At 69.7% G+C, this 18711-nt stretch carries 18 protein-coding genes; 13 read left to right on the top strand and 5 right to left on the bottom strand.

Features of this window, described 5'->3' with window-relative positions:
- Window positions 1–114 precede the first annotated feature (114 nt).
- The 8 genes from MIAR_RS10550 (at window position 115) to MIAR_RS10515 (ending at window position 10754) form a co-directional block, all read left to right on the top strand.
- On the top strand, window positions 115–1455 hold the full coding sequence (locus tag MIAR_RS10550) for a purine-cytosine permease family protein (protein ID WP_285635191.1): 1341 nt from the start codon (window positions 115–117) through the stop codon (window positions 1453–1455).
- Window positions 1456–1486: 31 nt separating this feature from the next.
- On the top strand, window positions 1487–3034 hold the full coding sequence (locus MIAR_RS10545) for a hydantoinase/oxoprolinase family protein (protein ID WP_285635188.1): 1548 nt from the start codon (window positions 1487–1489) through the stop codon (window positions 3032–3034).
- A gap of 1 nt (window position 3035) precedes the next feature.
- On the top strand, window positions 3036–4142 hold the full coding sequence (locus MIAR_RS10540) for an S-methyl thiohydantoin desulfurase family protein (protein ID WP_285635185.1): 1107 nt from the start codon (window positions 3036–3038) through the stop codon (window positions 4140–4142).
- Complete coding sequence (locus tag MIAR_RS10535) at window positions 4139–5239, top strand: S-methyl thiohydantoin desulfurase family protein (protein WP_285635182.1); 1101 nt, start codon at window positions 4139–4141, stop codon at window positions 5237–5239. Before MIAR_RS10540 ends, MIAR_RS10535 begins: the two co-directional genes overlap by 4 nt.
- A 9-nt stretch (window positions 5240–5248) precedes the next feature.
- Window positions 5249–6283: a DUF917 domain-containing protein gene (locus MIAR_RS10530; protein ID WP_285635179.1), complete on the top strand. Its 1035-nt coding sequence runs from the start codon at window positions 5249–5251 to the stop codon at window positions 6281–6283.
- Window positions 6280–7794 (top strand): PucR family transcriptional regulator, encoded by a 1515-nt coding sequence (locus MIAR_RS10525; protein ID WP_285635175.1) that lies wholly within the window; start codon window positions 6280–6282, stop codon window positions 7792–7794. Before MIAR_RS10530 ends, MIAR_RS10525 begins: the two co-directional genes overlap by 4 nt.
- A 76-nt stretch (window positions 7795–7870) precedes the next feature.
- Window positions 7871–9202 carry a M20/M25/M40 family metallo-hydrolase gene (locus tag MIAR_RS10520; RefSeq protein ID WP_285635172.1) on the top strand — a complete coding sequence of 444 codons (1332 nt, stop codon included), beginning with the start codon at window positions 7871–7873 and terminating at the stop codon, window positions 9200–9202.
- 91 nt (window positions 9203–9293) lie between these two features.
- Window positions 9294–10754 (top strand): MFS transporter, encoded by a 1461-nt coding sequence (locus tag MIAR_RS10515; RefSeq protein WP_285635169.1) that lies wholly within the window; start codon window positions 9294–9296, stop codon window positions 10752–10754.
- A gap of 151 nt (window positions 10755–10905) precedes the next feature.
- Here the strand turns inward: MIAR_RS10515 and MIAR_RS10510 are convergent, their stop codons facing one another.
- A complete protein-coding gene (locus tag MIAR_RS10510; protein WP_285635166.1) occupies window positions 10906–12075 on the bottom strand; it encodes an RtcB family protein in 1170 nt (389 codons plus the stop codon).
- Window positions 12076–12390: 315 nt separating this feature from the next.
- Window positions 12391–12792: a VOC family protein gene (locus MIAR_RS10505; protein ID WP_285635163.1), complete on the bottom strand. Its 402-nt coding sequence runs from the start codon at window positions 12790–12792 to the stop codon at window positions 12391–12393.
- A gap of 62 nt (window positions 12793–12854) precedes the next feature.
- Here MIAR_RS10505 and MIAR_RS10500 point away from each other — a divergent pair, with 62 nt between their 5' ends.
- Window positions 12855–13259 (top strand): RidA family protein, encoded by a 405-nt coding sequence (locus tag MIAR_RS10500; protein ID WP_285635160.1) that lies wholly within the window; start codon window positions 12855–12857, stop codon window positions 13257–13259.
- A gap of 3 nt (window positions 13260–13262) precedes the next feature.
- Here MIAR_RS10500 and MIAR_RS10495 read toward each other — a convergent pair whose 3' ends face one another.
- The 3 genes from MIAR_RS10495 to MIAR_RS10485 all read right to left on the bottom strand — a co-directional run bounded on the left by MIAR_RS10495 (window position 13263) and on the right by MIAR_RS10485 (window position 14967).
- On the bottom strand, window positions 13263–13676 hold the full coding sequence (locus MIAR_RS10495; RefSeq protein WP_285635156.1) for a VOC family protein: 414 nt from the start codon (window positions 13674–13676) through the stop codon (window positions 13263–13265).
- An 84-nt stretch (window positions 13677–13760) separates the two neighbouring features.
- Window positions 13761–14177, bottom strand: coding sequence for a VOC family protein (locus tag MIAR_RS10490; protein WP_285635153.1), 417 nt, complete (start codon window positions 14175–14177; stop codon window positions 13761–13763).
- Between the two features lie 25 nt (window positions 14178–14202).
- Window positions 14203–14967: a siderophore-interacting protein gene (locus tag MIAR_RS10485; RefSeq protein ID WP_285635150.1), complete on the bottom strand. Its 765-nt coding sequence runs from the start codon at window positions 14965–14967 to the stop codon at window positions 14203–14205.
- Between the two features lie 101 nt (window positions 14968–15068).
- On the opposite strand from MIAR_RS10485, the gene MIAR_RS10480 reads away from it, so the two are divergent.
- The 4 genes from MIAR_RS10480 to MIAR_RS10465 all read left to right on the top strand — a co-directional run.
- Window positions 15069–16055: an ABC transporter substrate-binding protein gene (locus MIAR_RS10480; protein ID WP_285635147.1), complete on the top strand. Its 987-nt coding sequence runs from the start codon at window positions 15069–15071 to the stop codon at window positions 16053–16055.
- 75 nt (window positions 16056–16130) lie between these two features.
- Complete coding sequence (locus tag MIAR_RS10475) at window positions 16131–17177, top strand: ABC transporter permease (protein ID WP_285635144.1); 1047 nt, start codon at window positions 16131–16133, stop codon at window positions 17175–17177.
- Window positions 17167–18240, top strand: a complete 1074-nt coding sequence (locus MIAR_RS10470) for an iron chelate uptake ABC transporter family permease subunit (protein WP_285635142.1) — start codon at window positions 17167–17169, stop codon at window positions 18238–18240. Before MIAR_RS10475 ends, MIAR_RS10470 begins: the two co-directional genes overlap by 11 nt.
- A partial coding sequence (locus MIAR_RS10465; RefSeq protein WP_285635140.1) for an ATP-binding cassette domain-containing protein occupies window positions 18237–18711 on the top strand: 475 nt, incomplete at its 3' end. The genes MIAR_RS10470 and MIAR_RS10465, both read left to right, overlap by 4 nt.

The raw sequence follows: 18711 nt of genomic DNA, 5'->3' as shown, positions 1-18711 counted from the left end.
AACAGTGCAAGCCGCACATCCAGAAGAGATTCTCGTGCAGAACGCACATATCGTCCTGCGTGGGGCGTGGCTACTGTTGCCACAACCCTCATCCCTCCTCTGGAAGGCACCCTCATGGCACGCATGGCGCACGCCGACGACTTCGCACTCTCGCGGGTCACCCCCGAGGCGCGCAAACCCTGGTTCGGGATCGCACTGCAGCGATTCGGGCAGGTCTCCGCGCTCTCGCAGTTCCTGCTCGGCGCGACCCTCGGCTTCAGCATGACATTCGGTGAGGCCGTCCTCGCCTTCCTGTTCGGCTCGATCATCCTCGAGGTGATCATGTGCGTGGTCGGATTCATCGGCCAGCGCGAGGGACTGAACACGGCCCTGCTCGCACGGTGGACCGGGTTCGGCGAGATCGGAGCGTCGCTGGTCGGGCTCGCGATCGGCATCAGCCTGATCGGCTGGTTCGGCATCCAGTCCGCGATCTCGGCGCAGTCGCTCGACGCGCTCATGCCCGGCGCCCTTCCCGTCTGGGCGTGGAGCCTGATCTTCGGCCTCGCCGTGACGGCCATCGTCGCGTTCGGCTTCATCGGCATGCAGTGGCTCGCCAACGTCACCGTGCCGCTGTTCCTGATCCTCGTCGGCTGGTCGGTCATCGGCGAGCTCAGCAGCCACGACATCGGCGAACTGCTGACCAGCCCCGCCCCCGGACCGACGATGAGCGTCTGGGCGGGTACCGGCATCGTCGCCGGCGGCCTGATCGTCGGCGCGATCATCACCGGCGACATGACCCGGTTCAACCGCTCTCGCGCCGACGTGGTGAAGCAGACCGTCGTGGGCGTCTCGCTCGGCGAGTTCGTCATCGGCCTCGCGGGCGTGCTGCTGGCGCACGCCGCCGGCACCGGCGACATCGTCGCGATCGTGACCTCGTCGGTCGGCTTCATCGGCCTGTTCATCGTCATCACCGGCACGCTGAAGATCAACGACTGGAACCTGTACTCCTCCACGCTCGGCCTGGTGAACTTCATCTCGACGGCGTTCGGCCGCAACCTGCACCGCGTCACGACCACGGTGGTGCTCGGCGTCGTCGGCTCCGTGCTCGCCGCCGTCGGCATCCTCGGCCAGTTCACCTCGTTCCTGATCGTGCTGAGCGTGGCCTTCCCGCCGATCGCCGGCATCATGGTCGCCGAGTACTTCATCGTGCGCCGCTGGCGCGGCGAGCTCGACGCCACCCGCGACGCGGGGACGCTCCCCGCGACCGCGCCGCGACTCGTGCCGGCGACCCTCATCGTGTGGCTGGTGTCCTCCCTGGTCGGCTACTTCGTCACCTGGGGCATCCCGTCACTGCTGAGCCTCTTCCTCTCGATGGTGCTCTACGTCATCGCCGGCAAGCTCGGCCTGGTGCGCGGCGTCGGCGTCGCCACCACGCGGCAGACCCCCGCATCCGATTCGCAGCCTGTCGGCGCCTGAGCGCCCGGCCTCCACACAGAAAGCGAGAACCATGCACATCGGCATCGACGTCGGCGGCACCAACACCGACGCAGTCCTGATGGACGCCACCCGCACGCTGGCGGGAGTCAAGCACTCCACCACCTCCGACGTGACGAGCGGCATCGTGCAGGCCATCGAGGATCTGCGCGCCAACCACCCCTTCGAGGGCGACGACATCGATGCGGTGATGATCGGCACCACGCACTTCATCAACGCGCTCGTGCAGGCCAGCCGCCTCGCCCCGACGGCGGCGCTCCGGCTGGGACTGCCCGCCACCCGGGCCCTCCCGCCCCTGGTCGACTGGCCGGAGGTGCTGGTGGAGGCCACCCGTGCCCGCAGCTATCTGGCGCACGGCGGCTACGAGTTCGACGGGCGGCCGATCTCGCCGATCGACCCCGAGGAGCTGCGCGCCCACGCCGAGGACATGAAGGCGAACGGGATCCGCTCCGTCGCCATCTCGTCGGTGTTCAGCCCGGTGAACCACGACCTCGAGTCGCAGGCCGCCGAGATCATCGGCGAGGTGCTGGGCGACGATGTCGCCATCTCGCTGTCCCACGAGATCGGCCGCATCGGCCTGCTCGAGCGCGAGAACGCGACGATCATCAACGCCGCCCTGCGCGAGCTCGCCTCGGAGATCGTCGACGGACTCACCTCCGCCGTCCGCGCACAGGGCATCGAGGCGCCGATCTTCCTCAGCCAGAACGACGGCACGCTGATGGACGAGGAGTACGTGCGCCGCTACCCCGTGGCCACCTTCGCGTCCGGTCCGACGAACTCGATGCGCGGGGCGGCCACCACCAGCGGTCTCGACGACTGCGCCGTGATCGACGTGGGCGGCACCACAGCCGACATCGGGCTGCTCATCAACGGATTCCCGCGCGAGACGGCGAACGAGGTGAAGGTCGCCGGCATCCGCACCAACTTCCGCATGCCCGATGTGCTGTCACTCGGCATCGGCGGCGGCAGCATCGTCGACGAGGAGACCGCCGAGGTCGGCCCCGCATCCGTCGGCTACCGGCTCACCACCGAGGCCCTCGTGTTCGGCGGCACCACCCTGACCGCCACCGACATCGCCGTGGCCGCCGGCCGCGCCGATGTCGGGGACGCCTCGAAGGTCGCCCATCTCGACCCGGCGTTCGTCGCCCGTGTGCTCGAGCGCATCGCCGAGCGGGTCTCCGAGGCCGTCGACCGGATGCGCACCTCGCCCGAGCCGATCGCCGTCGTCGCCGTCGGCGGCGGATCGATTCTCCTGCCCGACGAACTGCCCATGTTCGGCACCGTGCACCGCCCGGAGAACTACGCCGTGGCCAATGCCATCGGCGCCTCGATCGCCCAGGTCGGCGGCGAGATCGACAAGGTGTACGCGATCGAGCCGGGTCGGCGTGACGAGACGATCGCCGCGGTGCGCGCCGAAGCCGTCGACAAGGCCATCGCCGCTGGTGCCAAGCCGTCCACGGTGTCGGTCATCGACTTCGACGAGGTGCCCATCCCGTACCTCCCCGGCAACGCCACGCGCATCCGCGCGAAGGCCGTCGGCGACCTCGACATGGGAGCGTGACATGACCTGGACGATCACCGCCGAGCACATCGACGGACTCGCCCGCGGCGCGGCGGTGCTCGGAACCGGCGGCGGAGGGGACCCCTACATCGGAGCGCTCCTGGCCCGCCAGGCTCTCGCAGGCGGCGACGTCTCCGTCGTAGGACTGGACGAGGTGCCCGATGACGCGGTCGTGCTCTTCGTCGCCATGATGGGCGCACCGACCGTGATGGTCGAGAAGCTGCCCAGCCTGGACGAGGTCGTGGAGCCGGTCCGCGCTCTCGGCGTGCATCTCGGACGCCCCATCACCCACATCGCCTGCGCCGAGGTCGGGGGCGTGAACTCCACCATCCCGATCGCCGCCGCGGCAGCTCTCGGCCTGCCCCTGATCGACGCCGACGGCATGGGCCGCGCGTTCCCCGAGCTGCAGATGGTGCTCCCCACGCTGTACGGCGTGACCGCCTCGCCGCTGGCGTTCAGCGACGAGAAGGGCAACACCGGCGTGCTGCAGACCGTCGACAACGCCTGGACGGAGCGCATCGCCCGCGTCGCCTGCGTGGAGATGGGATGCTCGGTGATGATCTCGGGCTTCTCGATGTCTGGCACGCAGGCGCGCGATTCGCTCGTCTCCGGATCCCTGTCGCGCTGCATCGAGATCGGGCAGGCCATCGTCGGAGCCCGCGAGGAGAAGACCGATCCTGTGGCCGCCGCCGTCGCGCTGCTGAACGGACGAGAGCTGTTCGACGGCAAGGTCGTCGATGTGCAGCGCGCCACCACCACCGGGTTCGCACGCGGACGCGCTCGGATCGACGGTGAGGGCGACTCGTCGATCACGCTGCAGTTCCAGAACGAGCACCTCGTCGCCGAGAAGGACGGGCAGGTGCTGGCCACGACGCCCGACCTGATCCTGGTGCTGGAGGGCGAGTCCGGTGAGCCGATCACCACCGAGGCGCTGCGCTACGGCCAGCGCGTGCGCGTGATCGCCGCCCCGGCCGACGAGCGCTGGCACTCCGCCGAGGCGCTCGCGATGGTGGGCCCGGGCTACTTCGGCTACGACATGCCCGCCCATCGCTTCGACGGCACGATCTCCGTCGGGCACGGCGCCGAGGCGGCGGGAGAAGCGGCGTGAGCTGGGAGCTGACCGCCGCCGATCTGCCCGACCTCGCGCGCGGCGCCACCCTGCTCGGCACCGGGGGAGGAGGGGACCCGTACATCGGCAAGATGCTCGTCGAGCGCGTGCTCGGCGACGGCTCGATCACCATCCTCGACCCGGATGAGCTCGCCGACGACCTCTTCGTCATCCCCACCGCGCAGATGGGCGCGCCGACCGTGATGGTCGAGAAGATCCCCGCCGGAACCGAGCCGACGCTGGCACTGCGCACGCTGGAGAAGCACCTCGGGCGCACGGCCGACGCGACCATGCCGATCGAGTGCGGCGGAATCAACTCGATGATCCCGCTGGTCGTCGCAGCCGAGACGGGTCTGCCCGTGGTGGATGCCGACGGCATGGGCCGCGCGTTCCCCGAGCTGTCGATGGAGACCTTCGCCGTGTACGGCGTGCACGGCTCTCCCCTCGCCCTCGCGGGCGAGCGCGGCGAGCAGGTGGTGATCGACACGGGTGACGACGACCGCCAGATGGAATGGCTCGCCCGCGGCATCACGATCAGGCTCGGAGGCGTGGGCCACATCGCCGAGTACGCGATGACCGGCGCCGATGTGCGCCGCACCGCCGTGCCGCGGACGATCTCCATGGCCCTCGCGCTCGGCCGCGCCATCCGCCTCGCCCGCGAGGAGCATCGCTCGCCGTTCGAGGCGATCGGCGCGACCCTCGCCTCGACCCTGTACCCGCACCTGCGCGAGCTGCACGTCGGGAAGGTCGTCGACGTGGAGCGCCGCACGACCGAGGGCTTCGCGAAGGGCAGAGCGGTCATCGCACCGCTCGGCGACGATGGCGAGACGCTCGAGATCTCGTTCCAGAACGAGAACCTCATCGCCCGTCGCGGTGGGCACCTCGTGGCGATCGTGCCCGACCTCATCTGCGTCGTGGACCACGAGACCGCGGAGCCGATCACCACGGAAGGCCTGCGCTACGGCCAGCGGGTGCGGGTGCTGGGCATCTCGACTCCGGCGATGATGCGCACCCCCGAGGCGCTCGCCGCCTTCGGACCATCCGCGTTCGGTCTGCAGGAGGACTTCGTCGCCGTCGAGGAGCTGGCCGGGCCCTAACCTGGATGCATGGTGAGCCTGCTCGGGCAAGACGATCTGACCGCGCTCGCGCGCGGTTACGCGCTGCTCGGCTCGGGCGGCGGTGGGCCGACGACCATGCTGGAGCTCATGCTCGGCGGATCGGCGGCATGGCCGATAGACGTGGTCGATCCTTCCGCGCTCGATCCCGCGACGCCGTGCCTGGGCGTCGCGTTCGTCGGCTCCACCATGCTCCTGAGCGAGCGGATGCCGGGGGCCGACCCCTTCGGGCCGCTGATCGCCGCCGTCGAGCGGTGGCTCGGACACGAGGTGCCCGCCGTGTGCTCGCTGGAGGGCGGCGGCATGAACGGCCTCGCCCCGCTGACGCTCGCCGGCACGCACATCGTGGTCGATGCGGACTGCACCGGCCGCGCCGTTCCCGGTCTCGACCAGATGTCGCTGTTCGTGGACCGGGTTCCGGGCATCGTGGTCGCCTGCGACACCGGTGCGGGCGGGGTGGCGCTCGTCGAGGCGGCGCGCGCGATCGACGTCGAGCGGGTGGTGCGCGCCGCGATCATCCAGGCGGGCGGCGCCGGCTGCGCGGTCTTCGCGGGATTCACGGTCGGCGACCTCCGCGAGCACGCGATCTCAGGTCACCTGGCGCACGCGCTCGACCTCGGCCGTGCCTTCGTCGCAGCATCCGGACGCCCCCTCGCCGAGCTGGCGGACGCGCTCGGCGCGCAGCTGGTCGCCGAGGGGCGCATCCTGTCGGTCTCGGCCCTCGCCGACGACCCGCACGTCAGCGCCGTGGAGATCGCCGGCGCCGGCGGCACGGTGCACCGGGTGATCACGCGCTCCGAGACGCTCGCGGTGGTGAGCGACGGGCAGGTCGTCGCCGCGGCGCCGACGGTGATCGTCGTGGTCGATGCCATCTCGCGAGAGGTGCTGGAGGTCACTGAACTGTCCCTCGCCCGAAATGTGGCCGTGTTCGCCATCCCGGCGCCGGCGTGGTGGATCGCCTCTCCTGGCCGCGTCGAGCATGTGCGCCCCTCGGCGTACGGCCTCGCCGAGCTGGACGTGGCATGAGCGCCGGGCTGCGCCTCGCCGCGCTGCTCGCGCATCCCGAGAACGGCGGACTCTCCCGCGTCGCGGGGCCCGCCGACGCAGAGTGGGACGGTGTCGCGGTCGAGGACCGTGAGGACGAGCTGGCCGACTCGGGGGCGGGACGGCTCGCCGTCCTGATATCCGGCATGCCGCCCACGACCTGGCAGCAGGACGCCCTGCTGCGTCGCGTCCGCGACCGCGGGTACACGGGCCTGGCGCTCCCCGGCGCGGCCTGGATCGACGGAGGCGCCCGTCGCCTCGCGGACCGCATCGGCCTCAGCCTGCTCGACGTCGCCCACCCGGTGCAGCTCGCGAAGGCGTGCTGGATGCTGATCGAGGCGCGTGACGCCCTGACCCTCAGCCAGGTGCGGAAAGTGGCGCAGTCGTTCGAGTACTCCGCCGACGACCTCGCCGACCTGCTGCGGCACATCGCGGCGAACCTCAGCAGGGGCGTCGCCCTGATCGACAGGGCGGGGGTCGTGCTCGAGGCCGGCGGCCACCTCGGCGACGAGCTACACGCGGCGATCGGGTTCGACTCGTGGACCGACCTCGCGCACGCGGGAGCCGCCGCCGCGGCATCCGTGCGGGTCGACAGCCCGGGCCGCACGGGGCTGCGGCTCGTCCTCTTCGGCGACGGCCTCGGCGAGGCGCAGCTGCAGTCGCTGACGGTTGCGGCCGAGATCGCGATGCCCGCCATCGCCGCCCGCATCCTGATCGACGAGGTCGCGGCCATCAACGACGTGGCTGTCTCGTCCGCCCTGCTGCGCGACTTCGCCGATCTGCACGGTGCGCCGGACGATGACATCGATCGCCGGATGCTCGAACGCGGCTGGCGCACGCAGGGCCACCATCTGGGCTTCCACCTGGCGGCGAGGGGCCGCCTGGACGCGTTCTCGCTGCTGCGCTCCCTGCGGGCCGGCCTCGGCGCCATCGACGCGGAGGCGCACGCCACCACCGCGGGGCGCGGGGTCAGCGGATGGCTGACCTTCGCCGAGCCGCCGGGGCCGGAGCGCGTCGAGCGCGCCGTCGCCGCGCTGCGCGAGCTGCACACCGGGGCGGTGAAGGCCTTCCCCGTGGCCACCGGGGTGGGCTCGCTGCAACCGGGACCCTCCGGTCTGGCGACGACGCTCGACGAGGCGGGGGATGCCGCCCGCATCGCCGCCGCGCGATCGGCCACAGGCTGGTTCGTGCGCGTCGACAGCCTGGGGCTCGAGCAACTGCTCCTGGCGTGGACGGGCAACGACACCTTCGTGCCGGCCGCCGAGTCGCTGCTCGCGCCCCTGCGTGAGGGAGGCGGCGAGCTGCTCAGCACGCTGGCCGCCTACCTCGATCACGAGTCCGGCATCGCCGCGACCGCGGCGGCGCTGGGCCTGCACCGCAACACGGTCGCCGTCCGCATCCGGCGGGTGCAGGAGCTGCTCGGCATCGACATGAACGACCCCGAGGCGCGCCTCGCCCTGCACCTCGCGTGCCGGGCTGTGCTGATGCGCTGAGGCGCCGGGTCGGGCATCCGTCGCGTCACGCTCCGGCTGGGCGCGGCAGGCCATGCAACGCGGCTACGCTGGCCCGATGAGCACCGTCCGCCCCGGCATCGCCGAGCGTCTGTCCCGGATGATCCAGCTGCCCACGGTCTCGGCCGAGCTCGAGCAGCGCGGGCTCGAGCCCTTCCAGGCCTTCGAGCGGCTGATCGCCGAGCAGTACCCCCTCGTGCACGAGCACCTGGCACTCGAGAAGCACACCGACCTCGGAATGCTGTTCCACTGGAAGGGCCGAGATGCGGCATCCGATCCGGTGGTGCTGATGGCCCATTACGACGTCGTGCCGGTGGACGAGTCCGACCCGTGGACGCATCCGCCGTTCGAGGGGCGCATCGCGGACGGCCGCGTGTACGGGCGCGGTGCGCTGGACGACAAGGGCCCGCTGATCGTCGTGATCGAGGCGGTCGAGAACCTGCTGGCCGACGGCTTCACGCCGGCACGGGACGTGTACCTGTCGTTCGGCGGCAACGAGGAGAGCTTCGGCACCGCCGCGCTCGCCATCTCGGACGCGTTCCGCGAGCGCGGGATCACGCCGTGGCTCGTCGTCGACGAGGGCGGTGCGGTGGTCGACTCACCGCTCCCGTTCGTGCCGGGCGGCGCGGCCATGATCGGCGTGGGGGAGAAGGGCATCGTCACGCTGCGGCTCTCCACCCGCGGCGACGGCGGTCACGCCTCCACCCCGCCGACGCTCACGGCCGTGCGGCGCATCGCCCGCGCCGTCGACCGCCTGGACCCGTCGATGTTCCCCGCGCGCACGCCCAAGGCGATCAGCCGCATGCTCGCGCAGTTCGCCGCTCGCACGCCGGGTGCGGCCGGCTTCGGGCTGAGGGTGCTGAGCCGGATGCCGATGATCACGGAGCAGCTGTTCGCCCGCCTCGGCGGCGAACCCGCGGCGCTGGTGCGCACCACGGTCGCCGCGACCATGCAATCCGGCGGCACCGCGGCGAACGTCATCCCTTCGCAGGCATCCGCCACGATCAACCTGCGCCTCGCTCTCGGCGAGACCGTGGACGGCACCGTGCTGCGGGTGCGTGATCGCATCCGCGATCCGAAGGTGGCGATCGAAGTGCTCGACGGCAGCGACCCGTCCCCGGAGTCCGCGACCGACGGCGCCCCGTGGGAGCTGCTCGCCGACGCGCTGGCGGTGTCGCATCCCGGCATCCCCGCGACGCCGTACGTGATGATGGCGGCGACCGACTCCCGGCACTTCCACCGCTTCGCGCCCGCCGTCTACCGATTCGCGCCGCTGGAGATGTCATCCGTGCAGCGCGCCGCCATCCACGGGGTGGACGAGTACGTCGAGATCGACGCGCTGCAGCGCGGTGAGCGGTTCCATCGCGCGCTGCTCGAACGGCTAGGGTGATCTCACCCGCCCTGCGACCGGTCCCTGCTGCCTCTTTCCCGGGTCCCTGAGCCTGTCGAAGGGTCGTCCCTGAACCCGAACAGGAGGCGCGATGACGCGCACCGCATCCGCCCGCGCGACCCTGGGCGCACTCGCCGCCGTGGTCGGCTTCCTCGCCTTCGTCGAGTTCACCAGCGGCGTGCTGCAGGGGTACTACACGCCCATGCTCACGGACATCGCCCGGCACCTCGGCATCCACGACGCGGACGTGAACTGGCTCGAGGGCGCCCAGCTGATGCTCTCGGCGCTCGTCGTCCCGGCGTTCGCGAAGCTCGGCGACATGATCGGGCACAAGCGGATGCTGCTGGTCTCGACCGCACTCACCGCGGCGGCAGCGCTGGTGCTGCCGTTCACCGACTCCTTCGTCGTGTTCCTGATCGGCTGGGCGCTGATGGGGTTCTACGTGGTGTGGCTGCCGCTGGAGATCGCGCTGATCTGGTCGCGGTCGCGCTCGATGGAGGGCCGCTCGGTGATCACGGCGCGGGCGGCGGGCATGCTCGTCGCCGCCCTGGAGACCGGGGCGATCCTCGGCGCGCTCGCCGGCGGGGCGCTGATCGACGTCCTGCCGCTGTGGGTGGTGCTGCTCATCCCCGCCCTGCTGATCATCGTCTGCTTCTTCGTCATCCTGTTCGGGGTGAAGGAGTCGCCCGAGCTCACCGGCGGGCGCCTGGACACCGTCGGCATCGTGCTCATCTCGCTGGCGCTCATCGCCTTCACGGGAGGCCTCAGTCTGCTGCGGCTGCCGGGAGGCGTGACGAGCTTCTGGTCGTGGGGTGTGGTGGTGATCGGCATCCTGCTGGTGATCCCGTTCGCGCGCTGGGAGCTGCGTCACGACGATCCGGTGATCGATGTGCGCATGTTCCGCTCGCCCGCGCTCGGTCCGGTGTTCCTCACCGCCGGGCTGTTCGGGGTGAGCGTGCTCGGCGCACAGGCACCCCTGTCGACCTTCGCCCGCACCGACCCGGCAGTGAACGGCTACGGGCTCGGCACGACAGGATTCGCGACCTCGCTGATCATCGGCATCTACCTGATCGCGATGATCACCGGCGCGCTGCTGTTCCCGCTGATCGCGCGGCTGACCGCGCCGCGGCTCACGCTGATGGGCGCCTCGGTGCTCGTCGGGCTCGGCTTCCTGCTGTTCCTGCCGTTCCACGGCACATACCTGCAGGTGGTCACGAACATGGTGATCGTGGGTCTCGGATCGGGTGCGCTGGTGGCCGCGCTGCCCGCCGCCGCCGCATCCGCTGCCCCCTCCACCCAGACGGGCGTCGCGACCGGCCTGACGAACTCCGTGAAGACCGTGGGCGGGGCGATCGCGTCGTGCGTGTTCGGCATCGCGCTGCTGAACGGCGTGGTCGCCGGCGGCGCGGAGGGCACGGCGGGATCCTTCTCGGGCTACATGACGGTGTGGATCGTGTGCGGTGCGACCGCGCTCGCCGCCGCCGTGCTGCTGGCGTTCGTGCCGAAGCAGGCGTTCACCGATCGCATCGCGGAGGACGTTCCGGTCGTCTGACCGCGACAGGGTTGCTCCCCGTCGCCCGTCGCATCCCGCCCGCCGCCGCCGAGGGCACCGGTTGCCGTCGAGTGCACCACCTGGCCACGCGGACAGGTGGTGCACTCGACAGGTTGTGGTGCTCTCGGCGAGGAGGACCGGCGGATGCCGGTCAGTCGCCCTTCACGTTGACGATCTGGCGCAGCGTGTGCCGGATCGTCACCAGGTCGGATGCGTCCGCCATCACGGTGTCGATCGGCTTGTACGCCTGCGGGATCTCGTCGATGAAGGCGTCCGTGTCACGGAACTCAATTCCCGCCATCGCCGTCCGCAGCTGGTCGTGCGTGAAGGTGCGCCGCGCCGCTGACCGGGAGTACTCCCGGCCCGCGCCGTGCGGTGAGGAGTTCAGCGACAGCGGGTTGCCGAGTCCCTCCACCACGTACGAGGCGGTGCCCATCGAACCGGGGATGAGCCCGGGCCGACCTGCGTCCGCCTGGATCGCGCCCTTCCGCGACACCCACACCTGCTTGCCGAAGTGCTTCTCCGACTCGGTGAAGTTGTGGTGGCAGTTGATCCGCTCCTGCTCGTCCACCGCAGTGCCGGCGAACTCCGAGACCTGCCGGATCACCCGGTCCATCATCTCCTCCCGGTTCAGCAGGGCGAAGTGCTGGGCCCACCGCAGCTCCCGGATGTACCGCGTGAACTCGGGGGAGTCCTCGACCAGGTACGCCAGGTCGGGGTCGGGAAGGTCGATCCACCACTGCCTGTTCAGCCGCTGCGCGACCGCGATGTGGTGCGTGGCGATCTTGTTGCCCACGCCCCGGGAGCCGGAGTGCAGGAACAGCCAGACCCGGTCGAGCTCGTCGAGCGACACCTCGATGAAGTGGTTGCCCGAGCCGAGCGTGCCCAGCTGCAGCATCCAGTTTCCGGCGTACGACGCGGGGTCGAAGTCGTTCTTCACGGCGAGGCCCTCAAGCTCCGCGATCCTCGGCTCGGCGGTGGCGACGACCTTGCGGTTGTACCGGCCCGCCGAGAGGGGGATGGCGCGCTCGATCGCCTCCCGCAGCGGGGCGAGGTCGCGCTGGGCGAACTCGGATGCCGTGAACTGCGTGCGGACGGCGATCATCCCGCAGCCGATGTCGACACCGACGGCGGCGGGGATGATCGCGCCGAGCGTCGGGATGACCGAGCCGACCGTCGCCCCCTTGCCGAGGTGCGCATCCGGCATGAGCGCCAGGTGCGGGTGGATGAACGGCATGCGCGCCGTGGTGTGCGCCTGATCGAGCGTCTTCTCGTCGATCAGCGACGCCCACGACAGCAGCCGTGCGGAGAGCCTCTCCATGATTCCTTTCCTTCTGTGATGTGTGCCGGTCACAGGTCACGGAGGATTCATGAAAAATGCCCCGGACCTGACGGTGCGGGGCATGCGAGCAGCGGATGCTGTCACACGGCGCGCGCCGGAGGGTGCGACTCGTCGCGGTCGTTGCGCTTCTGCTCGAAGGCAAGGACCGTGGGAAGGGCGCGCAGTGCGGTCATTCCGTCGTCTCCTCGGCTGGCTGCTGCACCGGTCGGCGCAGCCTTGCAACCATAGGGGAGCAGCGGAGGTCCCGTCAAGGACGAATCCTCGACGGGACTGGGGTACGGCTCGGCAGGATGATCAGCCCGCGTCGCGCGGCGGGTTGTGCATGATCTCGAGGCGGATGCCGTTGTCGTCCTCGATGAAGGCCGCGTAGTAGCGGTCGGTGAACCGCGGGTACTCCTTGGGAGCCCGCACCTCGGTCCAGCCCGCGGCCAGGGCGATCGCGTGGATGCGTTCTACCTCTTCACGGGACTCGACGGCGAACGCGAGGTGCTGCCAGCCGACCCGGCCGTGCACGTGCTGGCCGGGCTCGCGCGACTTGTAGAGCAGGATCTCGGGCTCGTCGGTGCGTCGCCAGTACGCGTGCTCCTCCGCATCGTACGCGCGGGTGTATCCGAGGGCCTCGAAGACCGGATTGAACTGAGCGGATGCCGCGGGAACGTCATCGACGCTGATGCCGAGGTGATCGAAGGTCGCCATCCCCACAGTGTGCCGGATGCCTCCGACATCCGCGCGATCCAGCGGCGCGGCAGACTGATCCAATGACCGCTGTGACCCTCATCCGGGCCTCCGCCCTGTCCGACGCCGCTCAGTACGCCTACGCAGCCACCGCTCCGAAGGAGGCGCGCCTGATCTTCCTCGCCGGAGCATGCCCGTTGAACGACGACGGGTCGACCGCGGCTGTCGGTGACTACTCGGGTCAGGCCGCGAAGTGCATCGAGACGCTGAAGGGCGCGCTCGCCGCCGCGGGCGCAGACCTGAACGACGTGATCAGCACCCGGGTGCTCGTCGCATCGAACCGACAGCGCGATCTGGTCACGGCATGGGATGTCGTGCGCGACGCGTTCGCCGCGCACGACGTCCCGAGCACGCTCCTGGGTGTGACGGTGCTCGGCTACGACGACCAGCTCGTCGAGATCGAGGCCGTCGCCGCCGTCGTGGACTGAGTGCTACTGTGCCTGGTCGATCGACACCATCCAGGCGATGCCGAAGCGGTCGACGAGCATGCCGAATTCCCCGCCCCAGGGCGCGGGCGCCAGGGGGATGGTGGCGGTTCCGCCGTCGAGCAGGCCGTCCCAGATACCGCGGAGCCGGGCAGCGTCCTGCCCGCTCACCGACACGGAGACGCCCTGCGGCTGCTGGTACTCCATGCTCGAGGGGGTGTCGGACGCCATCAGCACCATGCCATCGTCGGTGGTGAGCGCGCCGTGCATGACGAGATCGCTCTCGCTCGGCTCGTAGCCCATCTCGGGCATCGATCCGAACGTGGAGATCTGGAGGTCGCCGCCGAGCACGCCGTGATAGTGCTCGAGCGCCTCGCGCGCGTTGTCGCGGAATGAGAGGTAGGGGTTCAGAGTGGCCATGATTCGCCTTCCGGAGGGAATGCCGGACACGTCCGCCCGACGCAGATCAGTCTGCGACCGGCCACCGACATCGGCAAGGGGTTCTCACCCTGCTGCGGCGTCCCGCGGCGGGTTGTGCACGAACTCCAGACGGATGCCGCTCGCGTCCTCCACGAACGAGGCGTAGTAGCGCTCGTTGAACCGCGGGTAGAGCTTCGGATCGCGCACCGCGGTCCACCCTGCGTCCATCGCGATCGCGTGCAGGCGGTCGACCTCCTCGCGGGACGCGACGGAGAACGCGAGGTGCTGCCATCCGGCCTCGCCGTGGCGGTGCGGCGCGGCATCCGCTTCGTCCCGGATGGGGAAGATGATGATCTCGGTCTCGTCGCCGTTGTCCCAGGAGATGCCGTTCGGCGCCTCGATGCCGAGCGTGTAGCCGAGCGCCGTCAGCACCGGGTGGAACTGCCGTCTGCCCTGTTCGATGTCGAGCACGGAGATGCCGAGGTGATCCAGAAGAGCCATGCGTCCATCCTGGCCGACACGTCCGTCAGTGGGGTGCGTGGTACTCGGCCTCGCCGCGCTTCCAGTAGCCCTTCACGACCGCCTGCGCCGGGTCCACACCCCAGCGGGTCAGCAGTGCGCGACCCGGCTTCACGACCGACTGCTCGGCAGCGATGAAGCAGAACGGGTCGTCGCCCACGGCATCCGCAGACCCGAGCCCGTCCAGGCATGCGATCAGCGCGGAGCCGGCGGGGGCGTCGCCGCGGTGCAGCCACTCCACCTCGACGGGCGCATCGATGGCCACCTGATCGGCCTCCGACACGACCTCGATCACGATGCGCGCCGGAGTCCCGTCGGGGATGGCTGCGGCGAAGCGGCGGATCGCGGGGATGGCCGTCTCGTCTCCGGCGAGCAGCCAGGAGCCCGGGACGCCGGTGATCACGGCGGATCCACGCGGACCGCCGACGCCCACGAACGAGCCGAGGGGAGCGGATGCCGCCCACGGCGCGCCCACGCCCTCGTCGCCGTGCACGGCGAACTCCACGTCGAGCCAGTCATCGCCCCAGGCCAGCGGCGTGTACTCGCGGCTGGGCGATGCGCGCAGCTGCTCGGCCGGCACGGGGCCCTCGGGGAAGAACAGCCGCATGTGGTCGTCGGCGCCGGGGGAGTCGAAGCCCTCGAGCTCCGGGCCGCTCAGGCGCACGCGCACGTAGTGCGGCGCGAGCCACTCCCGGGCGGTCAGGGCGAGGGCGCGGAAGCGCAGATCGAGGCTGCGGCGTTCGATCGTGAAGGCGGATTTCACTTCGGTCATAAAGTAAGGCTAACCTAATTTGGAGTCGGGTAAGGGTTACCTAAATTCCGGCATCCGCGCATCCTTCGCGCACCTCTCAGAAGCAGAACAGGAGACTCTCCATGTCCGTGCCCAGAATCACCTCGGTCGTCGCCCTCGGCGCCGCCGCACTCCTCGCTCTCGCCGGCTGCAGCAGCGCGCCGACGGGACAGGAAGCCAAGGAGAAGCCTGCCGCGGCGGCCAAGGCCCAGTATCCGGTGACTGTGACGGACATGGCGGGGAACGAGGTCACGATCGAGAGCGCGGACAGTGTCGTCGTCACGGACAACCGTCTCTTCCGGCTCGTGGCGGACTGGGGCATCGACCTGTCCGCAGCGCCTCGCGCTCTGATGAGCCCGGAGAACCCGCTCAAGGCGGACGAGTCGATCCTCGATCTCGGCACCCACGCGGAGCCCGACTTCGAGAAGGTCGTCGAGGCCGACCCCGACCTGATCGTGAACGGCTACCGCTACGGCGGGCACGCCGAGGACATGAAGAAGGCCGCACCCGACGCCGCCTTCATCGACATGACCAACGACGAGCTCAGCACCGACGAGTACCTCGTCGACAGCGTCGAGCTGCTGGGCGAGGTGTTCGGCAAGCAGGACGAAGCGAAGGCGGTGATCGACGACCTCCACGCGGCCGTCGCGGCGGCGAAGGACGCATACGACCCGGACACGACTGTCATGGGCCTGGTGACCAGCGGCAACGAGATCCGCTACTCGAGCCCGAAGGACGGACGGGGGTCGAGCATCTTCTTCGACCTGGTGGGCCTGACTCCCGCACTGCAGAGTGAGGGGTCGACGAACGACAAGGGCGATGACATCTCGATCGAGGCCATCGCCCAGTCCGACGCCGACTTCTTCCTCGTGCTCGACCGCGAGGCCGCTTTCGCGGACAGCGAGTCGTCGCCGGCCCTCGAGCTCATCAACAGCTCCAGCGCCCTCGCGACGGTCCCTGCGGTGCAGAACAAGGCCATCTACGTGATGCCCGACGACTTCTACCTCACCGAGGACATCGTGGCGTACACGACGGTGCTCGACGGCCTGACGAAGGCGTTCTCCGCGTAACGCGGCCACAGCCCTGCATGGCCGCGTTCCACCGGATCGCGGCCATGCACGTGCCCTATGACAAAGGACTCCCTCATGGCTTCGTCCGGCGCGACGACACCGCGCGTGACGCACGTGGACGCGCTCGCCTCCCGAAGAGCGTCCCGCGATGACCGACGTCGGTCGTGGGTGATCAGGAGCCTGCCGCTCACGATCGCGATCGTGCTGACGGCGGGCCTGCTGACCCTCTCCGTGTTCACCGGCGTCGCCGACATCACCGACACCGCAGGACGCGGCCACGAGTTCGCCTGGATCACCCGCATCCCGCGCACGGTCTCGCTGCTGCTCGCGGGAGCGAGCATGGCGCTGGCGGGCCTGATCATGCAGCTCCTGACCCAGAACCGGTTCGTCGAGCCCACCACGGTCGGCACGACCGAATGGGCGGGTCTCGGGCTGCTGCTCACCTACATCGCGCTGCCGATGCCCTCGGTCATGGTGCGCATGATCGTCGCGATCGTGTTCGCCTTCGCGGGGACCCTGATCTTCTTCCTCTTCCTGCGCCGTGTCACACTGCGCTCGTCCCTCATCGTGCCCATCGTCGGCATCATGTTCGGTGCGGTTGTGAGCGCGGTCTCCACCTTCATCGCCCTGGAGTTCGATCTGCTGCAGACGCTCGGCGCCTGGTTCGCGGGCCGGTTCACCGGCATCGAGGCCGGCCGCTACGAACCGTTGTGGATCGTGGCGGTCGTCGCGGTCATCGTGGTGCTGGCCGCCGATCGCTTCACGGTCGCGGGGCTCGGCAAGGATGTCGCCACCAACGCCGGACTGAACTACGAACGCGTCGTGCTGCTGGGGGTCGGGCTCGTCTCGATCGTCACGGGCGTGGTCACGGTCGTGATCGGTTCGCTTCCGTTCCTGGGGCTGATCGTGCCGAACATCGTCTCGATGATCCGCGGGGACAATCTCCGCACCAACATCCCCTGGGTGTTCCTGATCGGGATCTGGATCGTCACGATCTGCGACCTGATCGGCCGCGTGGTGATCATGCCCTTCGAGGTGCCGGTCTCCCTGGTCCTCGGCGCGGTGGGGTCCGTCGTGTTCATCCTGCTGCTACTGCGCACGAGGAGGACCGTTGCGCTCTGACATCTCGTTCACGCCCGCCGCCACGTCAGCGGCGCCTCTCGGAGCATCCGCTCCCTCGGCCGACCGTCGTGTCGGCCCGTTCTCCGGGCGTGCGCATCGCCGCCGCTTTCTGCTGATCCTCGCGGGCCTCATCGTCGCCTCGCTCGCGCTGGTCGTGCTGGTGCTGACCTGGGGCAACAGTCAGATCCCGTTCACGGAGCGGTGGTGGCGGGTCTCGCGGATGCGATCCGAATCCCTCATCGTGATCGCGCTCGTGACGCTGTGCCAGTCCTTCGCGACAGTGTCCTTCCAGACCGTCACCGGCAATCGCATCCTCTCCCCGTCGATCATGGGGTTCGAGTCGCTGTACATCCTCATCCAGACGGCGGTCGTGTTCTTCTTCGGCATCAGCGGCCTGGCCGAGATCGACGGGTTCGCGCAGTTCGTTATCCAGGCCGCGGGGATGGTGGTCTTCGCCGTGCTGCTCTACTCCTGGCTGTTCTCGGGGCGGCTCGGCAACCTTCACGTCATGCTCCTGGTGGGGATCATCATCGGCACCGGCCTCGGGGCGCTGTCGGCATTCATGCAGCGGATGCTGGATCCGAACGAGTTCGATGTGCTGCGCGCCCGTATGTTCGGCAACGTCGGCAACGCGAACACCGAGTACCTGTGGTTCGTGATCCCGGTGTGCGTGGGAACTGCGGGCGGGATCTGGCTGCTCTCGAGACGCCTCGACGCCGTGGCACTCGGCCGCGACATCAGCACCAACCTGGGGGTGGGTCACAAGAGGCAGGTCATGATCACGCTCACCCTGGTGACCGTGCTGATGGCGATGAGCACGTCGCTGGTGGGGCCCATGACCTTCCTCGGCTTCCTCGTCGCCACCCTGGCCTACGCGGTCACCGACACCTACAGTCATCGCCGCATCCTGCCGGTGGCGTGGCTGCTCGGCTTCGTCATCCTCGGCGGCGCCTATTTCCTGCTGAGGCACGTGCTGCCGATGGTCGACACGGTCACCATCATCGTCGAGCTCATCGGCGGGCTCGTCTTCCTCATCGTCGTTCTGAGAAGGGGACGCCTGTGATCCGTCTGTCCAACGTCATCAAGCGCTACAGCGGCGACGTCGAGATCGGCCCGATCTCGATCGATCTGCCCGCCGGCGGCATCATCGCCCTGGTGGGACCCAACGGCGCGGGCAAGTCGACGGTGCTCACCATGATGGGCCGGCTCATGGCACCGGACTCGGGAACCGTGGAGGTCGGCGGCCTGGACGTGCACCGGACGCCGTCGAAGCAGGTCGCCAGGACCGTGTCGATCCTGCGACAGGAGAACCACTTCGTCACCAGGCTCACAGTGCGGCAGCTGGTCGGGTTCGGGCGCTACCCGTACAGCGGCGGCCGGCTCACCCAGCACGACGAGGACAAGATCTCCGAGGCGATCGACTTCCTGAACCTCACCGACCTGGAGCAGCGCTTCCTCGACCAGCTCTCCGGAGGGCAGCGACAGCGCGCCTACGTCGCGATGGTGCTCGCGCAGGACACCGAGTATCTCCTGC

The sequence above is a fragment of the Microbacterium arabinogalactanolyticum genome (genome assembly GCF_030268005.1).
In the GTDB taxonomy this organism is placed as follows: Bacteria; Actinomycetota; Actinomycetes; order Actinomycetales; family Microbacteriaceae; genus Microbacterium; species Microbacterium arabinogalactanolyticum.
Note: the sequence above shows the minus strand (reverse complement) of the source record. Positions and strands in the feature narration are given on the sequence as shown.